The organism is Rhizobium sp. SVR5-9E (assembly GCF_056755095.1).
This window is the reverse complement of sequence record NZ_JBNDHS010000003.1, coordinates 86865-110063: the sequence shown is the minus strand read 5'-3', so window position 1 is coordinate 110063 and position 23199 is coordinate 86865. Positions and strand designations below refer to the sequence as shown.

19 protein-coding genes and 2 pseudogenes are annotated in these 23199 nt (G+C 60.3%); 7 read left to right on the top strand and 14 right to left on the bottom strand.

Features of this window, described 5'->3' with window-relative positions:
* Nucleotides 1-14: 14 nt before the first annotated feature.
* Both ACPYOJ_RS03035 and ACPYOJ_RS03030 read right to left on the bottom strand, forming a co-directional pair.
* Nucleotides 15-845, bottom strand: coding sequence for a TolB family protein (locus tag ACPYOJ_RS03035; protein ID WP_481414929.1), 831 nt, complete (start codon nucleotides 843-845; stop codon nucleotides 15-17).
* Between the two features lie 19 nt (nucleotides 846-864).
* Complete coding sequence (locus tag ACPYOJ_RS03030) at nucleotides 865-2544, bottom strand: NAD+ synthase (RefSeq protein WP_481414999.1); 1680 nt, start codon at nucleotides 2542-2544, stop codon at nucleotides 865-867.
* A 162-nt stretch (nucleotides 2545-2706) separates the two neighbouring features.
* Between ACPYOJ_RS03030 and ACPYOJ_RS03025 the strand changes: the two genes are divergently transcribed.
* Both ACPYOJ_RS03025 and ACPYOJ_RS03020 read left to right on the top strand, forming a co-directional pair.
* Nucleotides 2707-4629: an LTA synthase family protein gene (locus tag ACPYOJ_RS03025; protein ID WP_481414998.1), complete on the top strand. Its 1923-nt coding sequence runs from the start codon at nucleotides 2707-2709 to the stop codon at nucleotides 4627-4629.
* Nucleotides 4630-4708: 79 nt separating this feature from the next.
* Nucleotides 4709-5242, top strand: a complete 534-nt coding sequence (locus ACPYOJ_RS03020) for a DUF1003 domain-containing protein (RefSeq protein WP_481414928.1) — start codon at nucleotides 4709-4711, stop codon at nucleotides 5240-5242.
* A gap of 25 nt (nucleotides 5243-5267) precedes the next feature.
* On the opposite strand, the gene ACPYOJ_RS03015 is transcribed toward ACPYOJ_RS03020, so the two are convergent.
* The 4 genes and pseudogenes from ACPYOJ_RS03015 to ACPYOJ_RS03000 all read right to left on the bottom strand — a co-directional run bounded on the left by ACPYOJ_RS03015 (nucleotide 5268) and on the right by ACPYOJ_RS03000 (nucleotide 9033).
* Nucleotides 5268-6326: an adenylate/guanylate cyclase domain-containing protein gene (locus ACPYOJ_RS03015; protein WP_481414997.1), complete on the bottom strand. Its 1059-nt coding sequence runs from the start codon at nucleotides 6324-6326 to the stop codon at nucleotides 5268-5270.
* 100 nt (nucleotides 6327-6426) lie between these two features.
* Entirely contained in the window at nucleotides 6427-6876 is a 450-nt protein-coding gene (locus tag ACPYOJ_RS03010; RefSeq protein WP_481414927.1) for an SRPBCC family protein, read from the bottom strand.
* Between the two features lie 226 nt (nucleotides 6877-7102).
* Nucleotides 7103-7497: pseudogene (locus ACPYOJ_RS03005) on the bottom strand (GFA family protein).
* Nucleotides 7498-7659: 162 nt separating this feature from the next.
* The gene (locus ACPYOJ_RS03000; protein ID WP_481414926.1) at nucleotides 7660-9033 is read right to left on the bottom strand and encodes a class II 3-deoxy-7-phosphoheptulonate synthase; all 1374 of its coding nucleotides are present in this window, start codon (nucleotides 9031-9033) and stop codon (nucleotides 7660-7662) included.
* 238 nt (nucleotides 9034-9271) lie between these two features.
* Between ACPYOJ_RS03000 and ACPYOJ_RS02995 the strand changes: the two genes are divergently transcribed.
* Nucleotides 9272-10648: a TadE/TadG family type IV pilus assembly protein gene (locus ACPYOJ_RS02995; protein WP_481414925.1), complete on the top strand. Its 1377-nt coding sequence runs from the start codon at nucleotides 9272-9274 to the stop codon at nucleotides 10646-10648.
* 99 nt (nucleotides 10649-10747) lie between these two features.
* Here the strand turns inward: ACPYOJ_RS02995 and gor are convergent, their stop codons facing one another.
* The 3 genes from gor to rpiA all read right to left on the bottom strand — a co-directional run bounded on the left by gor (nucleotide 10748) and on the right by rpiA (nucleotide 13531).
* The gene (gor, locus tag ACPYOJ_RS02990) at nucleotides 10748-12133 is read right to left on the bottom strand and encodes a glutathione-disulfide reductase (RefSeq protein WP_481414924.1); all 1386 of its coding nucleotides are present in this window, start codon (nucleotides 12131-12133) and stop codon (nucleotides 10748-10750) included.
* A 112-nt stretch (nucleotides 12134-12245) separates the two neighbouring features.
* Nucleotides 12246-12815 carry a DUF2059 domain-containing protein gene (locus tag ACPYOJ_RS02985; RefSeq protein ID WP_168831085.1) on the bottom strand — a complete coding sequence of 190 codons (570 nt, stop codon included), beginning with the start codon at nucleotides 12813-12815 and terminating at the stop codon, nucleotides 12246-12248.
* 17 nt (nucleotides 12816-12832) lie between these two features.
* On the bottom strand, nucleotides 12833-13531 hold the full coding sequence (gene rpiA, locus ACPYOJ_RS02980; protein ID WP_481414923.1) for a ribose-5-phosphate isomerase RpiA: 699 nt from the start codon (nucleotides 13529-13531) through the stop codon (nucleotides 12833-12835).
* A 144-nt stretch (nucleotides 13532-13675) separates the two neighbouring features.
* On the opposite strand from rpiA, the gene ACPYOJ_RS02975 reads away from it, so the two are divergent.
* On the top strand, nucleotides 13676-14434 hold the full coding sequence (locus tag ACPYOJ_RS02975) for an HAD family hydrolase (protein ID WP_168831083.1): 759 nt from the start codon (nucleotides 13676-13678) through the stop codon (nucleotides 14432-14434).
* 108 nt (nucleotides 14435-14542) lie between these two features.
* Here the strand turns inward: ACPYOJ_RS02975 and ACPYOJ_RS02970 are convergent, their stop codons facing one another.
* From ACPYOJ_RS02970 to ACPYOJ_RS02960, 3 genes and pseudogenes are all read right to left on the bottom strand, one after another.
* A complete protein-coding gene (locus ACPYOJ_RS02970) occupies nucleotides 14543-15334 on the bottom strand; it encodes an MFS transporter (RefSeq protein WP_481414922.1) in 792 nt (263 codons plus the stop codon).
* Nucleotides 15335-15407: 73 nt separating this feature from the next.
* Nucleotides 15408-15881, bottom strand: a pseudogene (locus tag ACPYOJ_RS02965) (MFS transporter); the annotation flags it as partial.
* A 195-nt stretch (nucleotides 15882-16076) separates the two neighbouring features.
* Nucleotides 16077-16988: a LysR family transcriptional regulator gene (locus tag ACPYOJ_RS02960; RefSeq protein WP_481414921.1), complete on the bottom strand. Its 912-nt coding sequence runs from the start codon at nucleotides 16986-16988 to the stop codon at nucleotides 16077-16079.
* Nucleotides 16989-17109: 121 nt separating this feature from the next.
* Between ACPYOJ_RS02960 and ACPYOJ_RS02955 the strand changes: the two genes are divergently transcribed.
* The 3 genes from ACPYOJ_RS02955 to ACPYOJ_RS02945 all read left to right on the top strand — a co-directional run bounded on the left by ACPYOJ_RS02955 (nucleotide 17110) and on the right by ACPYOJ_RS02945 (nucleotide 20002).
* On the top strand, nucleotides 17110-17721 hold the full coding sequence (locus tag ACPYOJ_RS02955; RefSeq protein WP_481414920.1) for a glutathione S-transferase family protein: 612 nt from the start codon (nucleotides 17110-17112) through the stop codon (nucleotides 17719-17721).
* 11 nt (nucleotides 17722-17732) lie between these two features.
* Nucleotides 17733-18680 carry a flavin-nucleotide-binding protein gene (locus ACPYOJ_RS02950; RefSeq protein WP_481414919.1) on the top strand — a complete coding sequence of 316 codons (948 nt, stop codon included), beginning with the start codon at nucleotides 17733-17735 and terminating at the stop codon, nucleotides 18678-18680.
* 137 nt (nucleotides 18681-18817) lie between these two features.
* On the top strand, nucleotides 18818-20002 hold the full coding sequence (locus ACPYOJ_RS02945) for a GNAT family N-acetyltransferase (RefSeq protein ID WP_481414918.1): 1185 nt from the start codon (nucleotides 18818-18820) through the stop codon (nucleotides 20000-20002).
* Nucleotides 20003-20219: 217 nt separating this feature from the next.
* Here the strand turns inward: ACPYOJ_RS02945 and ACPYOJ_RS02940 are convergent, their stop codons facing one another.
* A complete protein-coding gene (locus ACPYOJ_RS02940; protein ID WP_481414917.1) occupies nucleotides 20220-20879 on the bottom strand; it encodes a hypothetical protein in 660 nt (219 codons plus the stop codon).
* A gap of 386 nt (nucleotides 20880-21265) precedes the next feature.
* Nucleotides 21266-23137 carry a L,D-transpeptidase family protein gene (locus ACPYOJ_RS02935; RefSeq protein WP_481414916.1) on the bottom strand — a complete coding sequence of 624 codons (1872 nt, stop codon included), beginning with the start codon at nucleotides 23135-23137 and terminating at the stop codon, nucleotides 21266-21268.
* Between the last annotated feature and the right edge of the window lie 62 nt (nucleotides 23138-23199).

Here is a 23199-nt window from a genome sequence, read left to right as displayed (position 1 = left end):
GATTGCTGTCCCGATCAAGCCACCGGGAAATACCGCACATAGGCAAATTCATCACCTTCCGGTGACCAGCACGGCACATTGATCGTGCCCTGCCCGCCGAAGAGTTCGAAAAGCGTGGTCAGATTGCCGCCGTCCATGTCCATCAGCCGCAGCCGCACATGAAGATCGCGCGGATGGTCGAAGACATCAGGATCGTAGGACAGGATCAGCACCTTGTCGTTCTTGGGCGACGGATGCGCAAACCAGTTGCCGTAATTGTCATGCGTCACCTGCTGGAGACCCGTTCCGTCCGGATGGATGCGCCAGATCTGCATGAGCCCGGTACGGCTGGAATTGAAATAGATCCACTGTCTGTCGGCCGACCAGTCGGGGCCGTCATTGCGCCCCTCGCCATGCGTCAGGCGCGTTTCCTCGCGACCATCTACGGAAATCGTGTAGATGTCGAAAACCTGGTCGCGGATACCGCAATAAGCGACATGCCGGCCATCGGGCGACCAGCCGTGCCAGTAGGAGGGCAGGTTCTGCGTGACCTGACGCGGCGTGCCGCCAGCCGCAGGCAGGACGTAGATGCATGACTTGCCGTATTCCGTCTTGTCCGAGATGGCGATCATCGTGCCATCCGCGGAGATGCCGTGATCGTTGTTGCAGGCGACTGCAAAACCGGTATCGACCTTCTCCAGCCCGCCAGCTCCATCCGGCCTCTGCCGATAAAGCAGCCCATCGCCATTGACCAGCAGATAGCCGCCATCCGGCGAAAAATTCGGCGCCTCGATCAGCTGATCCGTTTGAAAGACAACCCGGCTTTTACCGGTGCGGATGTTGTAGATCTCGACCGAACTGCGCATACATCCTCCCGGATTCTTGTTACCGGTCCCTGAACCGGTTGGTGATCGGATAGCGGCGATCACGTCCGAAATTCTTCTTGGTGATCTTCACGCCCGGAGCCGATTGGCGGCGCTTGTATTCGGCGAGATAGAGCAGGTGCTCGATGCGGTGGATGGTCTCGACGTCGTGTCCGCGCGCGACGATCTCCCGCACCGCCATCTCCTTTTCAACCAGGCATTCGAGAATGTCGTCCAGCACGGGATAAGGCGGCAGCGAATCCTGGTCCGTCTGGTCGGGACGAAGCTCGGCGGACGGCGCCTTGTCGATGATGTTCTGCGGGATCACCACGCCCGAAGGACCCAGCGCATCCGGCGGCACGTGGCTGTTGCGCCAGCGCGCCAGCGCATAGACCTGCATCTTGTAGAGGTCCTTGATCGGATTGAAGCCGCCGTTCATGTCGCCGTAGAGGGTCGCATAGCCGACCGACATTTCCGACTTGTTGCCGGTCGTGACGACCATCGAGCCGAACTTGTTGGAGATCGCCATCAGGATCGTGCCACGTGCACGGCTCTGCAGGTTTTCCTCGGTGATGCCGCTATCCGTACCTTCGAAGAGTTCCGACAGCGCCGCGGTAAAGCCCTTCACCGGCTCCTCGATCGGCACGATGTCATAACGGCAACCAAGCGCCTTGGCGCAATCCGCCGCATCCTTCAGCGAATCGGCAGAGGTGTAACGGTAAGGCAGCATGACCGTGCGGACGCGCTCCTCGCCGAGCGCATCGACCGCAATCGCTGCGCAGATGGCCGAGTCGATCCCGCCCGACAGGCCAAGCACGACGTTCTTGAAGCCATTTTTGTTCACGTAGTCGCGAAACCCGAGCAGGCAGGCACGATAATCGGCCTCGTCGAGTTCGGGAATGCGCGACATCGGACCCTCGGCGCAGCGCCATCCGTCCTCGCCGCGCCTCCAAGTGGTGACGGCCAATGCCGTTTCGAACTGGCTCATCTGGAAGGCGAGCGTCTTGTCGCCGTTGAAGGCGAAGCTCGCGCCGTCGAAGACGAGCTCGTCTTGGCCGCCGAGCTGATTGGCGAAGATCAGCGGCAGGCCCGTTTCGATCACCTGCTTCAGCGCCACCTGATGGCGCACGTCGACCTTGCCGCGATAGTAGGGCGAGCCGTTCGGGACGAGCAAGATTTCCGCGCCGCTTTCGGCGAGCGTTTCGCACACGCCGAGATCGTTCCAGATCTCCTCGCAGATCGGCACGCCGAGACGCACGCCGCGGAAATTGACTGGTCCCGGCATCGTTCCTTCCGAAAAGACGCGCTTTTCGTCGAATTCACCGTAGTTCGGCAGGTCGACCTTGTCCCGCAGTACCAGGATCTTGCCGCCGTCGAGAACCGCGATGGAATTGTGGCGCCCGGTCTCGCCCTGCCGCGGGAAGCCGACGATGACGCCTGGCCCGCCGTCCGCGGTGTCGGCCGCGAGGTCTTCGACCGCCTTCTGGCAGGCTCTCAAGAATGCCGGCTTCAGCACCAGGTCTTCCGGCGGATAGCCGGAAATGAAAAGCTCCGTCAAAAGCAAGAGATGCGCGCCCTGGCGGGCCGCGTCGGCGCGTGCTTCGCGGGCTTTGGCAAGGTTTCCGGCCACATCCCCGACCGTCGGGTTCAACTGGGCAACGGCAATGTGGAGCGTATTCAAAGGCGCGTTTTCCTGTGTCATGTCATTCATTTAGCGCGCACCGGCTGCCGCTGCAATCGCCGTGCCATGAAAAGCCGCGGACTAAGTCGGGCAAAAAAGCGAAACCATTGCGGAACGTCAGGGTTCATCTACCGTTCATGACGGACATGTGACATTGAGATGAAGCTTTTATGACATTGGAGTCTGACGTTGATCGCGTTGGTATTGAAGTCCGCGCAGGCACGAAGAGTTGCTGGTTTCGGGTCGAGCGTGCAATCTCCCACAGCACGCGCGGCGATCGGCATAGCATTTTCCCTATCCGTTGCCCTCCTCAGCACGATTAGCGTCGAATGGATCGCCCGCGGCACGCTCACCGATGTCGGCGAATTCCTGACATCGACAGCCCGGCCCGGCATGACGACGGTCGCCATGCTGGCGATCGTGATGCTGACCCTCGATGCCGCATTCGGACGGCGCTACCAGTCCGTATTCATCCTGGTACCGCTTATCGTGATCCCTGCTTTCGTCTCCAACCAGAAGCAGCACTTTCTCTCCGATCCGTTCTATCCGTCGGACGTGCTCTTCACCCGGCAGATCATGGAGTTGCTGCCGGTGATGGTGCGCGACAGACCGTGGATGGCCGTAGCGCTCGTCATCGGCCTTGCGCTTTCCGTTGCGGGTCTCTTCCTGACATGGCGTTATGCCTGGCGTAACTTCCCGAAGCTCTCCGCGCAGGCACGCTTGCGGCGCCTCTGCCTCGGGGTGCCTGTCATCGCCGCCTTCTGCTCGCTGATGGACTATTCGCAGTATTCCTATATCCGCGACCGCCTGCAGGTCGTGCCGATCATGTGGGACCAGAAGGAGAACTACCGCAACAACGGCTTCATCCTGGCCTTCCTCTTCAATGTCCCAATGGCGGATGTCGCCGTCCCGGCCGGTCTCAACGCCGAGGCGCTCGACGCGATCCCCGCGCGCAATTTCGGCTACCTGGCCGGCCCGCGGGAAAAGCCGGACGTCATCATGCTGATGAGCGAGTCGTTCTGGGACCCCACGCGGCTCACGAACGTTTCCTTCAGCGCCGATCCGATGCCGAATATCCGTGCCATGCAGTCCGGGCACGTGTTTTCGCCGGAGTTCGGCGGCATGACCGCCAATGTCGAGTTTGAAGCACTGACCGGCTTTTCGAACGCGTTCCTGCCCTATGGCAGCATCCCCTATCAGCAGTATCTCCGCCACGACGTCCCGTCACTTGCGACGTTCTTCCGCGGGCAAGGCTACACGGCGCGGGCACTGCATCCCTACAGTGGCTGGTTCTGGAACCGCAATCAGGTTTACAAGGATTTCGGTTTCGAGGAATTCCGCACCGAAGAGACGATGCCGCCGATGGAAAAGCGCGGCCTCTTTGCCTCCGACGACTCCCTGATGAAGGAGATCATGCGCGAGGGCGACGGCCTCGATCAGCCATTCTTCTTCTTCGCAGTCACCCTGCAGGGGCATGGGCCCTATGAGCCGGGCCGCTATGCGCGCAACACGATCGACATCCACGGAAACATCCCCGACGCCGACCGCGCGACGCTTGCGACCTATACGCAGGGCGTGAAGGAAGCTGACGACAGTCTGAAGAAGCTGATGGACTGGGCGTCGAAGCGAAATCGCGAAACGATCATCGTCCTCTGGGGAGACCATCTGCCACCGCTCGGCAACACCTACATGAGCGCCGGCTACATGCCGGATATGGTGGCCACACGCAGGGCTTCGCTCGACGTCATGAAGCGCGAACATGAAACGCCGCTGGTCATCTGGTCCAACAGGAAAGGCGTCAAGGAGAATGTCGGCACGATCAGCCCCTCGCTGATCCCCTATAATCTCCTCAAGTTCGCCGGTTTCGAGCACCCCTTCTACACAGGCCTCCTCGGGCGCGTGCAGAAGAAATACAACATCATAGACCGCTACCAGCTCGCGACACGTGACAACAAGGTGACGCCGGACTGGGTGCTCGATCAGAAGAAGCTCGATCCGCTGGTGCGCGACTACCGCTACCTGCAGCACGACATCATGTTCGGCAAGGCGCGGACGCTGGAGCGTTTCTTCCCGCAGTACGACCTGCTAGCAAGCAGGGGCTCGTGACGGTCTGAAACCGGCCGCATTGCAATTTGGCCGCGAGGTATAATACTGGCTCCAAAACGATCACGTATCGGAGCCAGGCATGCATAATTTCTCGGATTTCGTTCACCTGCATTTCGACAAGCCAATCGAGGACCTCGGCGATATCGAAAAGCGAATTCTCAAGAGGGCGCACGAGCGCAAGATCATCTCTACGGATGTCAACGCGGTTATTGCGGCTGAGGCATCTTTCGGGGAACGCGTCGCCGACGGCATCGCAAGGGTCGGCGGCTCATGGTCCTTTATCATCTGCTTCCTTGCCTTCCTGGCGATCTGGACCGTGATCAACACGATCATTCTCGTGACGGGCGCCTTTGATCCCTACCCCTTCGTCTTCCTGAACCTGATTCTTTCCATGCTCGCCGCCATCCAGGCGCCGATCATCATGATGTCGCAGAACCGGCAAGCCGAGCGCGACCGCTTCGAGGCGGCCAAGGATTACGAGGTGAACCTCAAATCCGAATTGGAGGTTCTGTCGCTGCACCAGAAGATCGACATGCGCGTTCTGACCGAGATCGCCGCGTTGCGGGAAGACGTCCAGCACCTGAACGCTGCGCTGGCGGCGAAAGGGGCTTGAACCGCTCGACCCTGGCTGACGAAGTTCAATCCTCCGGCAGCGTGAAGACCGCGCAGGGTTCGGCAATGCCGCGCAACAAGTGCTCGCCCAAGGGAATCAACGCCGTTGTCGTCTCCGCAGCGACCGCGCCGGAGATGAGTACGCTGCGGCCAAGTGGCCTGCACAGCCCTTCGAGCCGGCTCACCAGGTTGACCGCCGGGCCGATGGCAGTGAAATCCAGCCGGTCGGCCGCGCCGATATTGCCCCACAGCATCTCCCCGAAATGCAGGGCCGCGCCAAAGGGCAGCGGCGGCAGTCCCTGCGCCTGCCGTGCCGCATCGAGATGGGCCATGCCGGCGCGGGCGGCGGCAACCGCGCGGAGCGCCGCTTCGCACGCGTCGCCTGGAACGCCGGTGACAGGGAAGATCGCCAGCACGCCGTCTCCGATGAACTTCAGCACCTCGCCCCCGAACGCGTGCACCGCCCCGGTGACGCGCTCGAACCAGGCGTCGAGGGCAGCAATCATTGCCGCCGGCTCCGTCGCCTCGGACAAGGCGGTGAAGTCGCGCAGATCGGCACAGAGCAGCACGGCATGGATGGTCTCTCCGGTGCCGCGGCCCAGCGCGCCGGCCTGCACGCGGGCGGCGCTGCGCCGGCCGAGATAGGCCTCGAGCAGCGTTGCCAGTTCCGACCGCGCGGCCAAGGCGGCCAAGGGGGCTGCTGCAAAACGCGCAACCTGGCGCAACCGGCGGACCTCGGCGGCGTCGAATGGCTGGGCTCCGGCCCAGCCCAGCATGGGACTGTTCGGCGCCGGCCCGACTATCTCCTCCCGCACGTGCCCAAGCCCGGCAAGCCAGTCACGTCCAGCTTGGCTGGACGGACCGTCGTTAAACCCCAGCGCCTCGATCACCGCCCCGTTCTCCGCCCGCCACAGCCAGGTGCGTCGGGCGATGATCGGATGCGGTACCGCGAGCGTCAGGGCTCCACCGGCAAGCGGTAGGCCGTCGGCCAGCAGGCGGCCGCCAAGTTGGGCAAGGAACCGATCAGGGCCAGGCGAGGCGCCGGCCTCGTCGACCAGCCAGGCAAGGGGCGCGGGCAGATCCATGCCGGAGATCATGCCACCGCGGACGTTAGCTGTCATCCGTCAGCGTAAGGCCGCCCCTCGAAGGGCATCGGCTCGGGTACCGCGAGTTCAGGAGCGGAGATTAGTCATATCTGCCATGCATGGGATCCGGACCGGGATCGCGCCCGGCTGCGACCTCGGTCAGCCGCTTGAGGTAATGCGCCCAGCCTTCCGCATGGCCAGCGCATTGCGCGGCATTGGGCAGGCCGGTATGGGTCAAGCGCAGCAGCGTTCCGTCCGGCTGCTCGACCAAGTCGATCTCGACCAGACTCGATCCCGGCGGCACGATCTCGCTGCCGTCCCAGCCGAAGCTATAGGCCAGCCGGTGCACCGGCACCACCTCGCGAAATGAACCGCGGGCAAAGCGAGCGCCGGTGACGTTGACGAGATAGAGCCCTCCAGGCTGCGGCTCGATCTGGGCTTCCGTTCCCATCCAGCGCAAGATCTTCTCTGGATCGGTCAAAAGGGCAAACACCGCGGCCGGCGGCGCCGGAATATGCGTCTCGCGGCGAACGACAAGGGCCTCTTGCATCGGTCTCTCCTGTGACTGTCATGGCCTGCCCCGTCTGAGGCAAGGATGGACGGCAGGTTACCCGGCGGCATGTAGGCGGAAGCTCTTCCTCAACAAGGGCATCCCAATCGCCTACCGTGGTAACAAGGAACATTCGCCGGCAAGCTTAACCCCGGACATCGACAAGACGGGAGTGACAAGTGTGACGGGAATGCGATGGAATCACCGGCACCGCTGCGACCGCCGCTCAGATACCCTTGGCGTATTGCGGCGCGTCACCGCTGATCTGGTAAAAGTCAGCCTTGTCGGCACAATAGATGTGATAGCCGAAGGCAAGGCCGCTCGGCTGGTCGAAGGCGCCCGCCATGACGGATACCATCGGCGATCCCTTTCTCTGCCAGAACAGCGCCGAGCCGCAATTGACGCAGAAGCCGCGGTCGGCGGTCTCGCTCGACCGGTACCAGCGGATCGCGCTTTCGCCTTCGATCGTCAGACCGTCGAGCGGCACGTCGCACGACGCATAGTAGAGTCCCGTCTGCCGCCGGCACTGCGAGCAATGACAGCCGACCACCGGCCGGGTTCGTTTCTGCTTCGAAACCTCACCGCCCGGCAGCCGCAGCCGCCCGTATAGTCCCTCACCATGCAAGCCCCCGTTTCTCGATAGACGGCAAGACTGGCGGCTGCCTGCGGCTGCGTCAAATCCAATTGCTTGAAGCAGAGTGTCAGGGATTTTGATGCGGTCGCGGCGGGCGAACAAAAAGCCCGGCACTCGGCCGGGCTTCTCTTGTTCCGATTTTCAAGCGATCAGCCGTTGGCGACCATGCGCTTCTCGTCGCGGCCGCTCTTCATCCGCTCGGCAAGCAGGAAGGCAAGCTCGAGCGCCTGGTCGGCGTTGAGGCGCGGGTCGCAATGGGTGTGGTAGCGATCCTGCAGGTCGCCGGCCGTCACCGCGCGCGCGCCGCCGGTGCATTCCGTCACGTCGTTGCCGGTCATTTCGACATGGATGCCGCCCGGATGCGAACCTTCGGCGCGGTGGATCTGGAAGAAGCTTTCGACTTCCGACAGGATGCGCTCGAACGGACGCGTCTTGTAGTTGTTGAGCGTGATCGTGTTGCCGTGCATCGGATCGCAGGACCAGACGACCTTGCGGCCTTCCTTCTCCACCGCGCGGATGAGGCGCGGCAGGTGGTCCGCCACCTTGTCGTAGCCGAAACGGCAGATCAGCGTCAGACGGCCAGCTTCGTTCGCCGGGTTCAGGATGTCGATCAGGTTCAACAGATCGTCCGCCTGCAGCGACGGGCCGCACTTCAAGCCGATCGGGTTCTTGATGCCGCGGCAGTATTCGACATGCGCATGGTCTGCCTGGCGCGTGCGGTCGCCGATCCAGACCATGTGGCCTGATGTCGCGTACCAGTCGCCGGAGGTCGAGTCGACGCGGGTCAGCGCTTCCTCGTAGCCGAGAAGCAGCGCCTCATGGCTGGTGAAGAAGTCCGTTTCGCGTAGGCTCGGCTGGTTCTCCGCGGTAATGCCGATCGCCTTCATGAAATCCATGGTTTCGCTGATGCGGTCGGCAAGCTTGCGGTAGCGCTCGCCCTGCGGGCTGTCCTTGACGAAGCCAAGCATCCATTGATGCACGTTTTCGAGGTTGGCATAGCCACCCATCGCGAAAGCACGCAGCAGGTTCAGCGTCGCCGCCGACTGGCGGTAAGCCATGGCCTGGCGTTCCGGATCGGGCGTGCGGGCGGTTTCGGTGAACTCCGTGCCGTTGACGATGTCGCCGCGATAAGTCAGAAGCGTCTGGCCGTCCTGCGTCTCGTGCGAATTGCTGCGCGGCTTGGCGAACTGTCCGGCGATACGGCCGACCTTGACGACGGGCAGCTGTGCTCCGAACGTCAGTACGACAGCCATCTGCAGGAACGACCGGAAGAAGTCGCGGATCGTGTCGGCGCCGTGTTCGGCAAAGCTCTCGGCGCAATCGCCGCCCTGCAGCAGGAAGGCGTTGCCTTCGGCAACATTGCCAAGCGCCTTCTTCAGACGCCGCGCCTCACCGGCAAAGACGAGCGGTGGATAGCTGGCAAGCTGGGCTTCCGTTGCCGCCAAAGCGGCCTGGTCCGGATAATCCGGAACCTGCTGGATCGGCTTGTCACGCCAGCTGCTCGGGGTCCAATTCTGTGCCATGTCAATCACCTGTCCTTGCCACGGCGGTCGTCTGCCGGGCTACGCGCTGAAAAGTGAGCGGCTTATAAACCTTAACGGCCGCCTTGCATAGCCGCTTAACCCGCCCGACAGGCCTCTCAATTCCCCAATGTATGACAATCGTCAGATTCGCACCGATGCAGAGAAATCTCCCAAGGGCATTAAGGAGGATTTTATCTCCATTTGAGATAGTCACGGAATTTCAGGTTGTAATTATATTATGCGTGTTTTGGGAAGTTTCTTAAAAGATAAGTCCGGCAATTTCGGCATTTTGACCGCCGTACTTCTTGTGCCGATAGTCGGCGCCGCTGGAATGGCGGTCGATTACGGCCATGCGTTGAGCGTTCGATCCGATTTGATGGATGTGGCCGACTCTGCGGCGCTGGGAGCAATTTCAGAAGGCTCGGCCGGGTACAAGGCCTATCAGGCGATGACTGAGGATGGCGAAGTGACGATCGCCGAGAACGATGGAAAAGCCTTCTTCCTTGCCCAGCGCTCCTCTTCCACCACCAGCGCCGAACTCTCGGACATGCCGATCGACGTCGACCTCAAGGTTGCCCGGCTGAACGGTCAGGTCACATCGACCACAACATTCACGGCGCAGATCCCGACGACCTTCATGCGGGTGCTCGGGCAGGACTCCATTAAGGTGTCCGGCGCGGCCACCGCCGTCTACGGCGCACAGAGCAAGAGCTACACGAATTTCTACATGCTGCTCGACAACACGCCCTCGATGGGTATCGCTGCGACGCAGACGGAAATGGACCGACTGAGCGCGATCACGGGCGCCAATGGCGGTCGTGCCTGCGCACTTGCCTGCCATATCGGCTACTACGGGAGCAACGGAAAGTTCAACGAAAATCCGGACAGTACCTATATCGCGGCACGCAACAACGACGTAACGCTGCGTATCGACGTCGTCTCGAAAGCGGCGGAAGCCCTGATCGACAAGGTAAACACGGCGTCGGCGAGTGCCGATCAGTATCACATCGCCGCCTACAGCTTCGGCAGCTATGCGCTCGAGCCGGGCTACCGCATCGAGAAAGTGACGTCACTGACCGTTGACATGGCAAGCGCCTCCAAGGCCGTCGGCAATGTCGGCCTGATGACCACAGACCACGACCATTTCAACGACAATGCCCTTACGAGTTTCGACACCGCGCTCACAGCGATCGGCAAGGAAATCAGCGGCGATGGCGGCACCGGATCGAGCGCCGCCGACCCGCAGAAGATCGTTTATTTCGTGACGGATGGCGTCGGCGACAGTCTCAAGCCCGGCGGCACCTGCGGCGGAAACTGGTATGATGGCGAAGGCCGCTGCCTGGAGCCGATCGACACCAAATACTGCACGGCTCTGAAGAACCGAGGCATCAAGATGGCAGTGCTCTACACCACCTATATCCCGCTAACGGGCGACGATATCTGGGAAAACCACATGAAGAACATCTTCGCCAGCAAGATCAAAACGAAGCTGCAGGAATGTGCCTCCGACGATCTGTTCTTCGAAGTCGGTCCGGAGGACGATATGGAAAATGCCATGACGCATCTCTTCGTCAAGGCGACCAGCGGCGGCAATGCTCTGCGGCTGACGAACTAAGAGCGTTGCAAATTCAGGATAGTCAAGCCGCTGCGGGTTCCGGAGAACGCGCAGCGGCTTTTGGTTTGTTGGTGACCTGCAAGCCTCGCAAGGCGTGCGTCAGACCCGCTCGCCGTTGCGGATACGATAGCTCGGCGCATACATGGTGACGAGTTCCTCCGCCGCGGTCGGGTGAAGTGCCATGGTGCGGTCGAAGTCGTCCTTGGTGCATCCGGCTTTCAGGGTGATCCCGAGGATCTGCGCCATCTCGCCGGCATCATGGCCGAGGATATGCGCGCCGACGACCTTCCTGCTCTCGGCATCGACGATCAGCTTCATAAGCATCCTTTCTGCCCGTCCCGACAGCGTTGCCTTGAGCGGCCGGAACTGGGCACGATAGACCTCGAGCTCCTTGTAGCGCTTGGCAGCCTCCTCTTCCGAAAGGCCGACCGTGCCGATCTCGGGCTGGGAGAACACAGCCGTCGCGATCAGGTCGTGATCCGGCTTCGTCGGATTGTTCTTGTATTCGGTCTCGATGAAGCACATCGCTTCATGGATGGCGACCGGGGTGAGCTGTACCCGGTCGGTGACGTCACCGAGCGCATAGATGTTGTCGACGCTCGTTCGCGAATATTCGTCGACCACGATCGCGCCGCGCTCATTCATCTTCACGCCTGCCGCTTCGAGCCCGAGGCCCTCGGTGTTCGGATCGCGTCCGAGCGCCAGCAGCACGGCGCCTACATGCAGCGTACCGTTCTTCAGCGTCTCGACGGCAAGCCCGCCCTCGGCTTCCGAGACCTTCTCTAGGACATCATGGCAGAGGATACGGATGCCCTTGGCAACCATCGCCTCGTGCAGGCCGCGGCGCAGATCCTGATCAAAGCGCGAAAGAATCTCCGCCCCGCGATAGATCAGTGTCGTCTCGACACCCAGTCCATGAAAGATGTTGGCGAACTCCACGGCGATGTAGCCGCCGCCAGCGATCACGATCGATTTCGGCAACTCTTCAAGATGAAAAGCCTCGTTGGAGGAAATGCAAAGCTCATGCCCGGGCAATGCCGCATGCGGGTTTGGCCGGCCGCCGGTCGCAATGAGGATGGTCTTGGCGGTGACAGTCTGCCCCGTCTTTATCAGCCGGATCGTATGCGCGTCGACGAGTTCCGCACGGGTTTCGAGGATTTCCGCATTCGCGTTCGACAGCCCCTTCTTGTAGAGCCCCTCCAGTCGCTCGATTTCAGCATCCTTGGCGGCGACCAGCTTCTTCCAGTCGAAAGAGTTTGCGCCGACCGTCCAGCCGAAACCGGCCGCATCCTCGAAATGCTCGTGATACTGCGAGGCATAGACGAACAGCTTCTTCGGAACGCAACCGCGGATGACGCACGTGCCGCCGTAGCGGTACTCCTCCGCGATCGCCACCTTCTTGCCAAGCGAAGCGGCAACGCGTGCGCCTCTGACGCCTCCCGAACCGCCGCCAATGACGAAGAGGTCGTAATCAAATGAAGACATGGAAGTATGCTCCGGATGGAATCGGCGTGGGGTGGTTCAATGGATATAGGTTCTGCGCGGGCAAAAACAAAAGCCCGGCCGATGCCGGGCTTTCACGCTTGTGCTCGTCGGGTCAGGGCTTGGCGGCCGGAGCCGCAGCCGGTGCATTTGCCGCTGGCGCGGTCTCGGGGACCGGCTGCACCTTGATCACCTTGCTAAGCTCGGCACTAGCCTTCTGCTGGAGATCGCGAGCGATGCCCTGTGCCCAGATATCGGCCGCCCTGTTGGTTTCGCGCGATGCGATCGGGCCGTCCCTCAGCAGTTTCTTGCCGACGGGCGAGTTATAGAAATCGGCAATTGCCTTCAGCTCGTCGAGAGTGAACGCCTTTGCGTAGTTCGTTGCCGCTTCCTTTTCGAGATCGGCGCGGCGCGGCGCCAGCGCAAGCGCCTGGGCGTCGACCGTCGAGCTAATCACGTCCTCGTAGTTCGGCGAATCTTGAATGAGACCAGCCTTCAGGCGTTCGGCAAGGCCCGGCAGGATGTTGTCGAACTGAGCCGTCGCGCCGATGGCCGCAACGGCCGCGCGCGCCGCCTTCAACTGCTCATCCGAAATTTCCTGCGCCTGCGCAGCCGAGCCGAAAGCGATACCGGAAAGAATAACCGTCGCAGCGGCAAACCGGCCAAGACCTGCAAATTTCTTCATGCTTCTCAATGCTCCTGTTATCTGTTCGCCCGCAGCGTGCGCGCACCCGCTGGACCTGCGATGATCGCAAGTGCCGCCATATTGAGGAAAAGTCCGTGTTCAACGACACCGGGGATGGAATTCAGCTCGCTCGAAAGCGCGTCTGCATCAGGAATGCGGCCAAAAGATGCATCGATGATGTAGTGGCCGCCGTCTGTCGTGAATTCTCCGTCACCGGATTGGCGAAGCACAAGGCTGCCGGTCAGGCCGAGCCTCGCAGCCGTCTTTTCGATCGCCATCCGGGTGGAAACGAGACCAAACGGATTGACCTCGATCGGCAGCGGAAAACGGCCAAGCGTCTCGACCAGCTTCGTCTCGTCGGCAATCACGATCATGCGGTTCGAAGCCGCCGCCACGATCTTCTCGCGCAGCAACGCGCCGCCGCCGCCTTTGACGAGGCGCAGCGCCGGGTCCACTTCGTCGGCGCCGTCGATTGTCAGGTCCAGTTCCGGAAGTTCGTCGAGCGATTTCAGTGGCACGCCGAGTTCGACGCAAAGCCGCGCCGTGCGTTCCGAGGTCGGAACGCCCTCGACCCTCAGCCCGCCGGCGACCTTTTCGGCAAGCAGGCGGACGAATTCCTCGGCCGTACTCCCCGTGCCGATTCCGAGGCGCATTCCATTCTCGACATGGGCAAGAGCCGCCTCGGCGGCCTTGATCTTCATTTCGCGGGCATCCATGCGCCGCTTACTCCGCTTGTTTCGTTGGTTGTGCTGTTTACACGCCTCCTAAGGCGAACGAAAGATAAAATAATACCAGCAAACTGAAATGCGAAAGCACCTGGCTGCGGCGTTGTGGATCATAGTCTTGGCGTTGCTTTTTCCATGCGTATCACCTACTCCGGGGCGACCGTTTTCCACAAAGAGGCGATTTCCTTGACCCCTCCCCTTGTCGTATTCGATCTCGACGGCACGCTGCTCGATACGCATGCGGATCTCGTCGAAAGCCTTAATCACACGATCGCCGCACTTGATCTCGCACCGGTGACTTATGCCGACCTCACCCATCTCGTCGGCCACGGCGCCAGGGTGATGATCGAGCGTGCATGCAAGCTTCGTGGCCACCCGCTTTCGGAGAACGAACTTCCGCCGCTGCTGGAGCGCTTCATTGCTCACTATACCGATACGATGCCCGGGCACACCCAGCCCTATCCCGGCCTGGTCGCCGCGATGGATGCGCTGAAAGCGAACGGCTACAAGCTCGCGGTCTGCACCAACAAGCTGGAATCGCTGGCGCTGACGCTTCTCCGCAAGCTCCATCTGACTCATTATTTCGACGCCATCACCGGCGGCGACACCTTTCCGGTCCGCAAGCCCGATGCGCGGCATCTGACCGGCACGATCGAACGCGCAGGCGGAGCCCCGGCGCGCAGCGTCATGATCGGCGACAGCGTCAACGACATTGCAGTCGCCAGGAATGCCAGCGTGCCATCGATCGCCGTTCCCTTCGGCTATTCCGACGTACCGGTCGAAACGCTCGGACCGAACCGGATCATCCTGCACTACGACGAACTGACCCCCGACCTCGTCGACGCCGTCATTCGTGATTTCGCGCTATCGAACGCGGCAGCTGTCTCCCGCTGAAGCGGCCGGCCCCTCAAAAGTCACTAGCGCGGCGCAGTCACTGGCCCGCGCGTGACTGCACGATTTGGGCGGTCGGACGCACACTGATCCGAAAACTCTTATCGGTTGCTATTTGACGCCGTGCCCGCTCACATCTGATCCAGCGGATCTTGGCAGCCGAAGAAACAGGATAGCCGAAAGAGCTGCGATGATCGCTATTCCGGAAAAAGCGGGTGCAAAGCTATCTGGACCAAGACGATCCTGACCGAACCCAAAAATCGTCACGCTCAGAAACAGCGCGCCGGTAGCGACGCCGAGACTTTGTGAAAGCTGTTGGGCAGTGCTCGCGAGAGAGGTGGCCCGGCTCATCTGCGCCTTGGAAACGTCCGCGAAATTCAGCGCTGCGATCCCGTTGTACTGCAAGCCGCGACAGAATCCGGCGGCGAAGAACAGGGCGGGCATCAGCAATACGGGCGTGCTGGGCGTCAGGAAGCCATGCGCCAGCATGAGCAGCGCACATAGAAAGCCATTCAAAACAAGGGCTCTCCGAAACCCCAACGCCTTCAGGAGGTAACCCGCAAGAACCCGCATCAGAAGCGAACCTACAGCACTGATGAAGGTCAGGACGCCGGAGTTGAAGGCAGTCAGACCGAAGCCGGCCTGGAGCATCATGGGAAGCAGGAAGGGAATTGCGCCTGCACTGATACGGAAAAGGTTTCCGGCAAAGAACGATAGCCGGAAGGTTGGGATATGGAGAAGCTTCAGATCGAGGATCGGGTTCTCCCTGGCGCGGGCATGTCGAAAATAGAGCAAAAGCGCGCCGGCGCCGACCAGGAGCGGTACCGATAAGCCGGGAGAGAGGCCGCCGTGACTGGCCAGTTCCACGCTGTAGACAAGCCCCGCGAGAGCAAGGCCGCTCAAGGCGAAGCCTAGCCAGGTCAAAGGGCGGCGTCACGTCCTCTTTGTGATTGGGAACAAGCCGAAGGACCAAGAAAGCGCCGATCACGCCGATCGGGACATTCAAGAAAAAAATCCATCTCCAGGATGCGTAGGTCACGATGAACCCGCCCAGAGGCGGGCCGAGTACGGGCCCAAGCACTGCCGGTACAGTGAGGTAAGCCATGGCGCTGACCATGTCCGCTTTCGAAACATTGCGCATGAGTACGAGGCGGCCAACCGGGACCATCATTGCTCCGCCGATCCCCTGCAGGGCGCGGACAATAGCGAAAGCGGCGAGGCCACGACTCAGACCGCATAGGACGGACGCCAGCGTGAAGACGGCGATGGCGGCGAGAAAGATAGTGCGGGCACCAAAGCGATCGGCAATCCACCCGCTGGCCGGGATAAAAACCGCCACGCTGAGAAGGTAGGAACTGACCGCGACACTGAGATCGATCGGACTTGTCTCAAAAGCCCTGGCAATCTGCGGAAGGGCCGTGACGATGATCGAACCGTCAAGATTCTCCATGAAAAGCGCACAGGCCACGATAAGGGCTAGCGCTTTAAAATCGTTTTCGGACGCCATGCGTAGAAGGTCCTTGGTAATTCACTGCAGACATCAATTCCAGCACCGACTCACGCCTGTATAGTTGCACTGGCTTCGCTGGCATAGAAGCCGGGTTCACAGGGAACGGCCGCTGACGGCACGCGAACTGCCGCCGCATTACGACGAGTTGACGCCATTCACCTCCACGCGCTGTCGAAAGCGCTCTACGGCGAAATCCACGAAGGCGCGCACCCGAGCCGAGACCTTGCGCCCCTCTGCATGCACGATGTGGATCGGAACCGGTTCGCGCTCGTAGTCCGCAAGCACGATCTTCAGCCGGCCGGCCTCGATTTCGGGGGCAACCTGGTATGACTGGAAACGGGAAAGCCCCCAGCCCGCCACCGCGGCTGCGATGGCTGCGTCATTCGTGTTGCAGATCAGCCTGGCACTGACGGGCACGCGGATACTGTTGTCCTTCCCAAACAGCCACTCGGAATGGCCGAATAAGCCGTCGCGCCCAATGATCCTATGCCCGGCAAGGTCCTCCGGCATTTCCGGCTCGCCGTGGCGAGCGAAGTAGTCCGGCGAGCCGCAAAGCACCTGCCTGATGGACCCGATGCGCCGGGCGACAAGTCCGGAGGCAGGTAGCGCCGCAATGCGCACGGCCACGTCCAACCCCTCCTCTACGAGATTGGTCACGCGGTCCACGAATACGGTTTTCACCTGCATCGCAGGATAACGATCGAGGAAATCCAGAATCACCGGAAGCACGTGGATGCGCCCAAAAAGTGCTGGCGCGGTGACCGTGAGCAAACCGGCCGGCTGGGTGAAGCTGCCGGCCGCGTTGGCTTCCGCCTCGGATATTTCTCCGAGGATACGCCGGCAATCAGCGGCATACCCCTCGCCCGCCGCGGTCAGCTTCAGCGAACGGGTCGTGCGTACGAGAAGGCGAGTGCCGATCAGGCCTTCCAATTGGGAAATGGCTCGCGTTACCGAAGGTGGACTCATGTGCAGCACTCGGGCGGCAGGAGCAAAGCCACCGCTTTCCACCACCTGCACGAATACGCGCATCGCCTGCCAGCGATCCATCACAGCTCCTCCTTAAAGCTGATCATTTCGATAACTGAAATAGTCCACTGCCACAATTCACTCTTACCATCACCGCCTTTAATAATCATCATAGCCTGCAATTCTTCCGCAGGAGGCAGACATGAAGCTCTACTATCATCCGTTATCCGGCCATTCGCATCGTGCGCGGCTCTTTCTCTCGTTGCTCGGCATCGAGCACGAACTCGCTCTCGTCGATCTTGCCAAGCGAGAACACAAGGAAGCACCGTTCCTCGAAATGAACCCGTTCGGGCAGGTTCCGGTGCTCGATGACGATGGCGTGATCATCTGCGATTCCAACGCCATTCTCGTCTATCTGGCGAAGAAGGCAGGACACAGCGATTGGCTGCCCGAAGACCCTGAGGGCGCGGCCGCCATTCAGCGCTGGCTGTCGGTTGCCGCCGGGCAAATCGCTTACGGACCGGCGCAAGCGCGGCTTATCACTGTGTTCAACGCGCCCTATCGGCCGGAAGAGGTGATCCCGCGCGCCCATGCTATTCTGGCGCTCATCGAGGCTGCCCTGGACGGCCGCAACTGGATCGCCGCTCCGGGGCCGACGATCGCCGATATCGCGCTTTACAGCTATGTGGCGCGTGCCCCGGAGGGCGACGTGGATCTCCAGGACTATGCGAATGTCCGTGTATGGCTGAAACGGATAGAGGCACTGCCTGGCTTTGTCGATTTCCAGAGGACGCCGGTTGGATTGGCGGCCTGAGGAGGTGTGCGATGGAGAATTCGGCTTTGCCAGCATCGCCCTGGCATCAAGGCGAAATCGCTCTTCAGAAACGGTACGGCATTGAAGCGCGAATGGACGAGATCGGCCGCCGCGTCCTGCGCGACCACCTGATCGACCAGCACAGGGAATTCTATCCCCTGCTGCAGATGGTGGTTCTGGGATCAGTGGACGAGGACGGCAATGCCTGGGCCACGCTTCGCTCCGGGCCGGCGGGCTTCCTGCATGCGCCGGATTCCGGGACGCTCTCCGTCGCGTTGAACAGGGATATCACCGATCCTGCTGAAGTTGGCATGGATGACGGCGCCTCGCTCGGCCTGCTTGGCATCGATCTCGGCACGCGGCGCCGCAACCGGCTGAATGGCAAAGTGCACCGGCATGCGCATGGCTTCGACCTTTCCGTCGAACAGAGCTTCGGAAACTGCCCCAAATATATCCAGCTTCGGCAATTCCGGTTCGTTCGTGATCCGGCGGCCCCGTCTTCCGTGCCGCCTCGGGAGAGTTCCGTGCTCGACGCTGCCGCCCGCGCACTGATACCGCAGGCGGACACGTTTTTCGTCGCGACCTATGCCGACCTTCGCGGGGGCCGCCAGGTGGACGTCTCCCATCGCGGCGGACGCGCGGGCTTCGTACAGATCGGCGAGGACGGCTGGCTGACGATCCCGGACTTCGCCGGGAACCGCTTCTTCAATACGCTCGGCAACATCGCGCTCAATCCACGTGCCGGGCTTGTCTTCCCGGATTTCTCGACCGGCAGTCTCTTGCAGATGACCGGCGATGCGGAACTCTGCCTCGAGCACGCCGGCGCTCAATCCCTTGAAGGTGCTGAGCGCTACTGGCGTTTCCGCCCGCGCCGGATCGTGTGGCGTGCTGACGCCCTGCCCATTCGTTACGATCTGGTTGAATGGTCGCCGTTCACGCTGGCCACCGGCACCTGGTAGGCCTCCAAGCGCATATCTATTAACCACGTAGAAAAGCTTTTATTACAAGCCATTGAGTCGTGGTGTAAAATAAAACCAAAGCGTTACTATGCATACATTAGGCATGTAAAATTTACAGATAAATTGAAGAAAACATAATGCGATTGCGTTCATTACTTAATTTAAAGATGAAAGCACTTGATCTAAACGGCTTTACTGATCAAAGCTGCGTCGTCATTACCGATATTAGCCAGATGACAGAGCTGGAACGTGAATGGAACGAACTGTGGCTTAAAGCCAAAGGTTCCTTTTATCAAAGTTATTCAACCGCCTACCATAGCTGGAACGAAATTTCCCGCCCAGCCGGACGTTCACTCTTCTGCATCGTTGTTCGCGAAAAAGGCAAGATGGTCCTTGTCTTTCCTTTGGTAAGGTATCGCAATGGTCCATGCTGGATGATGCGTCCGCTCGGGCCGGATGCTGGACAAACCACGGACGTTCTGGTTGATCCTCAGTCGAATTACCAAGAGAACCTCAAGTTGGCGTGGCGGACAATCGAGCAATTGTCCAAGGTCGATATTGTCCGCATGCCATGTGTTAAGGTTGGATCGACTCTTGATCACTTGATCAAAAGCAAGCGAAACCTCGGCTGCGAGCCCGACATCGCACCTTTCGCCGATTTGCAGGACCAGACGAATTGGGATGCATATGCCAAGATAATCGGTGCAAACTCCCGCCAACAGCTTAATCGGAAGCGGAAAAAGCTTTCTGAAATGGGCAACTTCGAGTTTATCGAAGTCGATCCCGTTACCGATCCAACCTATGCAATCGAACTCATGGAGTGGATGTTCACTCAGAAGAAAATCTGGTCTGAGAGGGTCGGCAAACACGGGCCCTGGATAACGTCAAAAGAATATCGAAACTTTGTGCGCAAGTGGATCACAGATCCCGACAATATCCAAATGATGCGCGTCTACGCCATCGTAATCGATAAAGTGCCGATTGCATTGAAACTAGCATCTTACTCCGTATCGCATATGGATCTGATTATTGCGGCGTTCCATTCAGACCCACAATATGCGAAATATTCACCTGGATTTGTGCTGGACGAATTTTGGATGAAGATCGCTTTTGAAAAGCGCCTGAACGTAGATTTTGGCGCCGGCAATGAGCCGTATAAATTGTTTTGGTCGAGAAACGTCAAGAACGATCTGGCAAGCTATCATGTCCCACAAACGTTGATCGGAAACACGGCCACACAACTGTGGCGTTTGAAGTGCGAGACGATCGCGCACCTGGCCGAGCGTAAGAAGCGACAGGCTGACCTGGCAAACGCTGCTTAGTCGAAAGCTCGCGCTTGGTTGCCGGAGACATCACGGACGGCTGCGACCTGCGCGTAAGATCTCTATTACGGCGCTTGATCGGCTGCATTAAGAATTGTGAGGCCTTCCTTGCGAATGGCCGCTTAGGGCCGCGATGAATTGCCGTTCGCGGCATGACATCCAACGCTCGACCCCGTGAATAGAAAAAGGCGGCCCGAAGACCGCCTGCAGCGGGCTCTCAATAACAGGGCGGATAGGGGTAGTAGCCGCAGCGTGGCGCGTACGGATGGTAGTACGGGTAAGTCTCTGCAGCGGCGGCGGCACCTGCATACCAGGCGCCGCGCGCAGCGGTCCGGCGGGCGACACCTGCGTAAGACAGCGGTGTACGCGGCATTCCGATGATGTCGATGAAGACGGAAGCCGGACCGTCAGCGCCATTGAGGCTTCCCTCCAAAACCTCGACAGCGAAGGTCAGTTGCTCGCCCTCCAGCTTGGGAGATTTCAGCACCACGACTGCATCCCGTATCGTCGCTCCGTCTTTGCTGAAGGCGGATACGGTTGCATTCGGCGGGTCCTTCCCGAAGCTGTCGCTGCCGTCCGCCCATTCTTCGATAAGATGCGTGGTCAATGCATGTCCGGCGGATCGTACCGGGCGATCGGCAAAGATGATTGCGTTGGTCGAGACGCCGTTCAGCGTCAATGTCTGCCCGGCCAGGCTCGCACCGTCGGAGTTCAGAACGATCAGCGACGGAACGATTTCAGGTTTCGCCTGTCCAATTGTCTTTTGTAACGGAACATGGGCGGCGGGCGCCGATTGCTTGTCTTGCCCCCATGACATCGCAGGCACCAGGGAAAGGGCGAGGATAGCGAACAATTGCAGACCGCGAACCATTGGCATTCTCCTTCTCCAAAGAACTCGAAGCATTCGGATCGTCTGTGTTCATCACGGCAGTCTGATAGAATCTGATCAAGGCGCGGTCGCGCCATGCCGACCATTCTGCCACCTGCAAGCGCCGCTCAGATCAGGCAATGCAATTTGATATACATGCTGTTAGAGAAGGAAAACAGTAATTCATAAGAGTTACTGGGCGAACAAGCGAATACCTTCGCTATCCACCGGGAACGCCCAACCAAGTGTCGCATATGCTGACAATAGCACTTCAGGAACACCCGACAATTCGCTAGGCATTCTTGCGAGAGTCTTGGTCTCCGATCACGGAACAACTTTCATCACAAAAGAAAAGGCGGCCCGAAGACCGCCTTTTGAAATCCGTCTGAGGAGGCTCAGATCTGGGCTTCTCGCGCCTTGGTCGTCGCGTCGAAAGCCTTCTCGACGTAGGAATCGCGGTCATAGACATCGTTGAAGTATTCAACGACGCCATCCTTGTTCGGCCAGGCCGTGAAGTAGGAGATATAGACCGGGATTTTCTGCGGCACGGACACGGCCTTGTTCTGACCCGTCGCGATCTGCTTCGCAACATCCGCAACGGTCGTGTTGAGCACAGCCGCCGCCATGGCGCGCGGATCGGCAAGACGCACGCAACCGTGGCTCAGCGCCCGCATGTCGCGCTTGAAGAAGCTCTTCGAGGGCGTGTCATGCATGTAGATCGCATGGCTGTTCGGGAACAGGATCTTCAACTCGCCCAGTGCATTGTCGCCGCTCGGCGGCTGGCGCACGGAGACATTGGCTGTCGAACCGTACCAATCGACGCTGGAAGACGGAACCGCGCGACCGTTGACCGCCACTTCATAACCCATGCGGTCGAGGTAGTTAGGATCGGCGCGCAGCTTCGGCAGCATCTCGTTGATGATGATCGATTGCGGAACGCCCCAGAACGGATTGAACTCGACAGTCTCGATCTGATCCTGGAAGAAATAGGTCTGGTGCTCTTTCTGGCCGACCACCACGCGCATCGACAACTGTTCCTTGTTGTCGTTGTGGTAGTAGACCATGAAGGCCGGCTGATTGATGAAGACGTAGCGCGAGCCGAGATCGTCCGGCAGCCAGCGCGCCTGCTCCATGGCAACATTCAGTTTTTCGATCTTCGAGGCGTTGCTGTCGCCGCCCGTCATCACGCGAACAGTCGCCTGGCCGATCACACCATCCGCCTTCAGACTGTGTTCCTTCTGAAAATCCTCGACCAGCGAAACCAGCTCCGGCGAGTACTCGGAGCTGCCGGTGTAGGCGGCAAGCGTCGCGACGTGCTGTGCCTTCAGCGCCTCTGAGCCATGCTTATCGATCGCCTTGACGATATTGGCGACTTCAGGCGAACTCTCGCCCGGGTGCAGCACCCCATTGAGCGAGATGGTGATCGGTTCGTCGCCACCCGTTTCAGCATTAAGCTTGGCAAGTTCCGCTTTCAGCGCAGCGAACTGCGGGCCATCAGGCGTGCGGCTGCCCAGATAGGCGCCGACATCGGGGCTCAGGCGCGCGAGCTTCAGAACCGGATCGAGATTGACCACCTTGCGCTTGAAGTCGTGGTAGCCGGAAAGCTTGTTCGGATCGACACGGCCGCGCACCGTATCCTGGACATAGGCGAGCACCTTCGATGAAAGCTGCAGCTCGAATTGTGCGAGCGCGCGGTCGCGGGTGGCCGGATCGGGGTTGGCGGGATCGATCGCCGGCTGCTCGACAGCATAGTCGGCTGGGTCGAGGCCGACCGAACCGACGCCGGCGAGGAGGTTCATCGCCGCCTTGGCGCGGTCGTTGATCTCGGTGCCGGTCAACCAGACAAAGGGGTTCTTGGCATTGCCGTAATAGGTCTCGAGCGCCTGTGCGACATTCACATCGGCGCGCACCTTCGCTTCGATCAGAAACTGACGCTCTACCACCGGCGCCACGGCCGGCTGATCGGAAACAGATGCAACCGCCCCCGTCACCATCGGGTCGGCCGCTTTGGCGAGATCGACGAAACGCATCGCATCCGGCTTGTAGGTATAGTAGCGCGGACCGGTGACCTTCGGCAGCGGAGCGGACTGCGCATCGCCTGGCATCGGCTGATAAGGACGCGGGGTACCGAACATTGTGCTCTGGGGGCGCTCCCGATGGCCGCGGAACAGATCCATCAGCGTATAGGCATGCGCGGGCGCGGCCATTGCCGCAACGCCACAGGAAAGTGCCAGTGCGGAAACCGCACCCTTGAAAAACGATGTCATGCTTCTTCCAGTCCCAATATCACGCTGTCTTAGGCACGGGCAGAACAGCCCGCTTCAAAATT

Coding starts and splice junctions, on each gene's coding strand:
- ACPYOJ_RS03035 (WP_481414929.1), bottom strand. CDS start 845: ATGCGCAGTTCGGTCGAGATCTACAACATCCGCACCGGTAAAAGCCGG.
- ACPYOJ_RS03030 (WP_481414999.1), bottom strand. CDS start 2,544: ATGACACAGGAAAACGCGCCTTTGAATACGCTCCACATTGCCGTTGCC.
- ACPYOJ_RS03020 (WP_481414928.1), top strand. CDS start 4,709: ATGCATAATTTCTCGGATTTCGTTCACCTGCATTTCGACAAGCCAATC.
- ACPYOJ_RS03015 (WP_481414997.1), bottom strand. CDS start 6,326: ATGGATCTGCCCGCGCCCCTTGCCTGGCTGGTCGACGAGGCCGGCGCC.
- ACPYOJ_RS03010 (WP_481414927.1), bottom strand. CDS start 6,876: ATGCAAGAGGCCCTTGTCGTTCGCCGCGAGACGCATATTCCGGCGCCG.
- ACPYOJ_RS03000 (WP_481414926.1), bottom strand. CDS start 9,033: ATGGCACAGAATTGGACCCCGAGCAGCTGGCGTGACAAGCCGATCCAG.
- ACPYOJ_RS02995 (WP_481414925.1), top strand. CDS start 9,272: ATGCGTGTTTTGGGAAGTTTCTTAAAAGATAAGTCCGGCAATTTCGGC.
- gor (WP_481414924.1), bottom strand. CDS start 12,133: ATGTCTTCATTTGATTACGACCTCTTCGTCATTGGCGGCGGTTCGGGA.
- ACPYOJ_RS02985 (WP_168831085.1), bottom strand. CDS start 12,815: ATGAAGAAATTTGCAGGTCTTGGCCGGTTTGCCGCTGCGACGGTTATT.
- rpiA (WP_481414923.1), bottom strand. CDS start 13,531: ATGGATGCCCGCGAAATGAAGATCAAGGCCGCCGAGGCGGCTCTTGCC.
- ACPYOJ_RS02975 (WP_168831083.1), top strand. CDS start 13,676: ATGCGTATCACCTACTCCGGGGCGACCGTTTTCCACAAAGAGGCGATT.
- ACPYOJ_RS02960 (WP_481414921.1), bottom strand. CDS start 16,988: ATGGATCGCTGGCAGGCGATGCGCGTATTCGTGCAGGTGGTGGAAAGC.
- ACPYOJ_RS02955 (WP_481414920.1), top strand. CDS start 17,110: ATGAAGCTCTACTATCATCCGTTATCCGGCCATTCGCATCGTGCGCGG.
- ACPYOJ_RS02950 (WP_481414919.1), top strand. CDS start 17,733: ATGGAGAATTCGGCTTTGCCAGCATCGCCCTGGCATCAAGGCGAAATC.
- ACPYOJ_RS02945 (WP_481414918.1), top strand. CDS start 18,818: ATGCGATTGCGTTCATTACTTAATTTAAAGATGAAAGCACTTGATCTA.
- ACPYOJ_RS02940 (WP_481414917.1), bottom strand. CDS start 20,879: ATGCCAATGGTTCGCGGTCTGCAATTGTTCGCTATCCTCGCCCTTTCC.
- ACPYOJ_RS02935 (WP_481414916.1), bottom strand. CDS start 23,137: ATGACATCGTTTTTCAAGGGTGCGGTTTCCGCACTGGCACTTTCCTGT.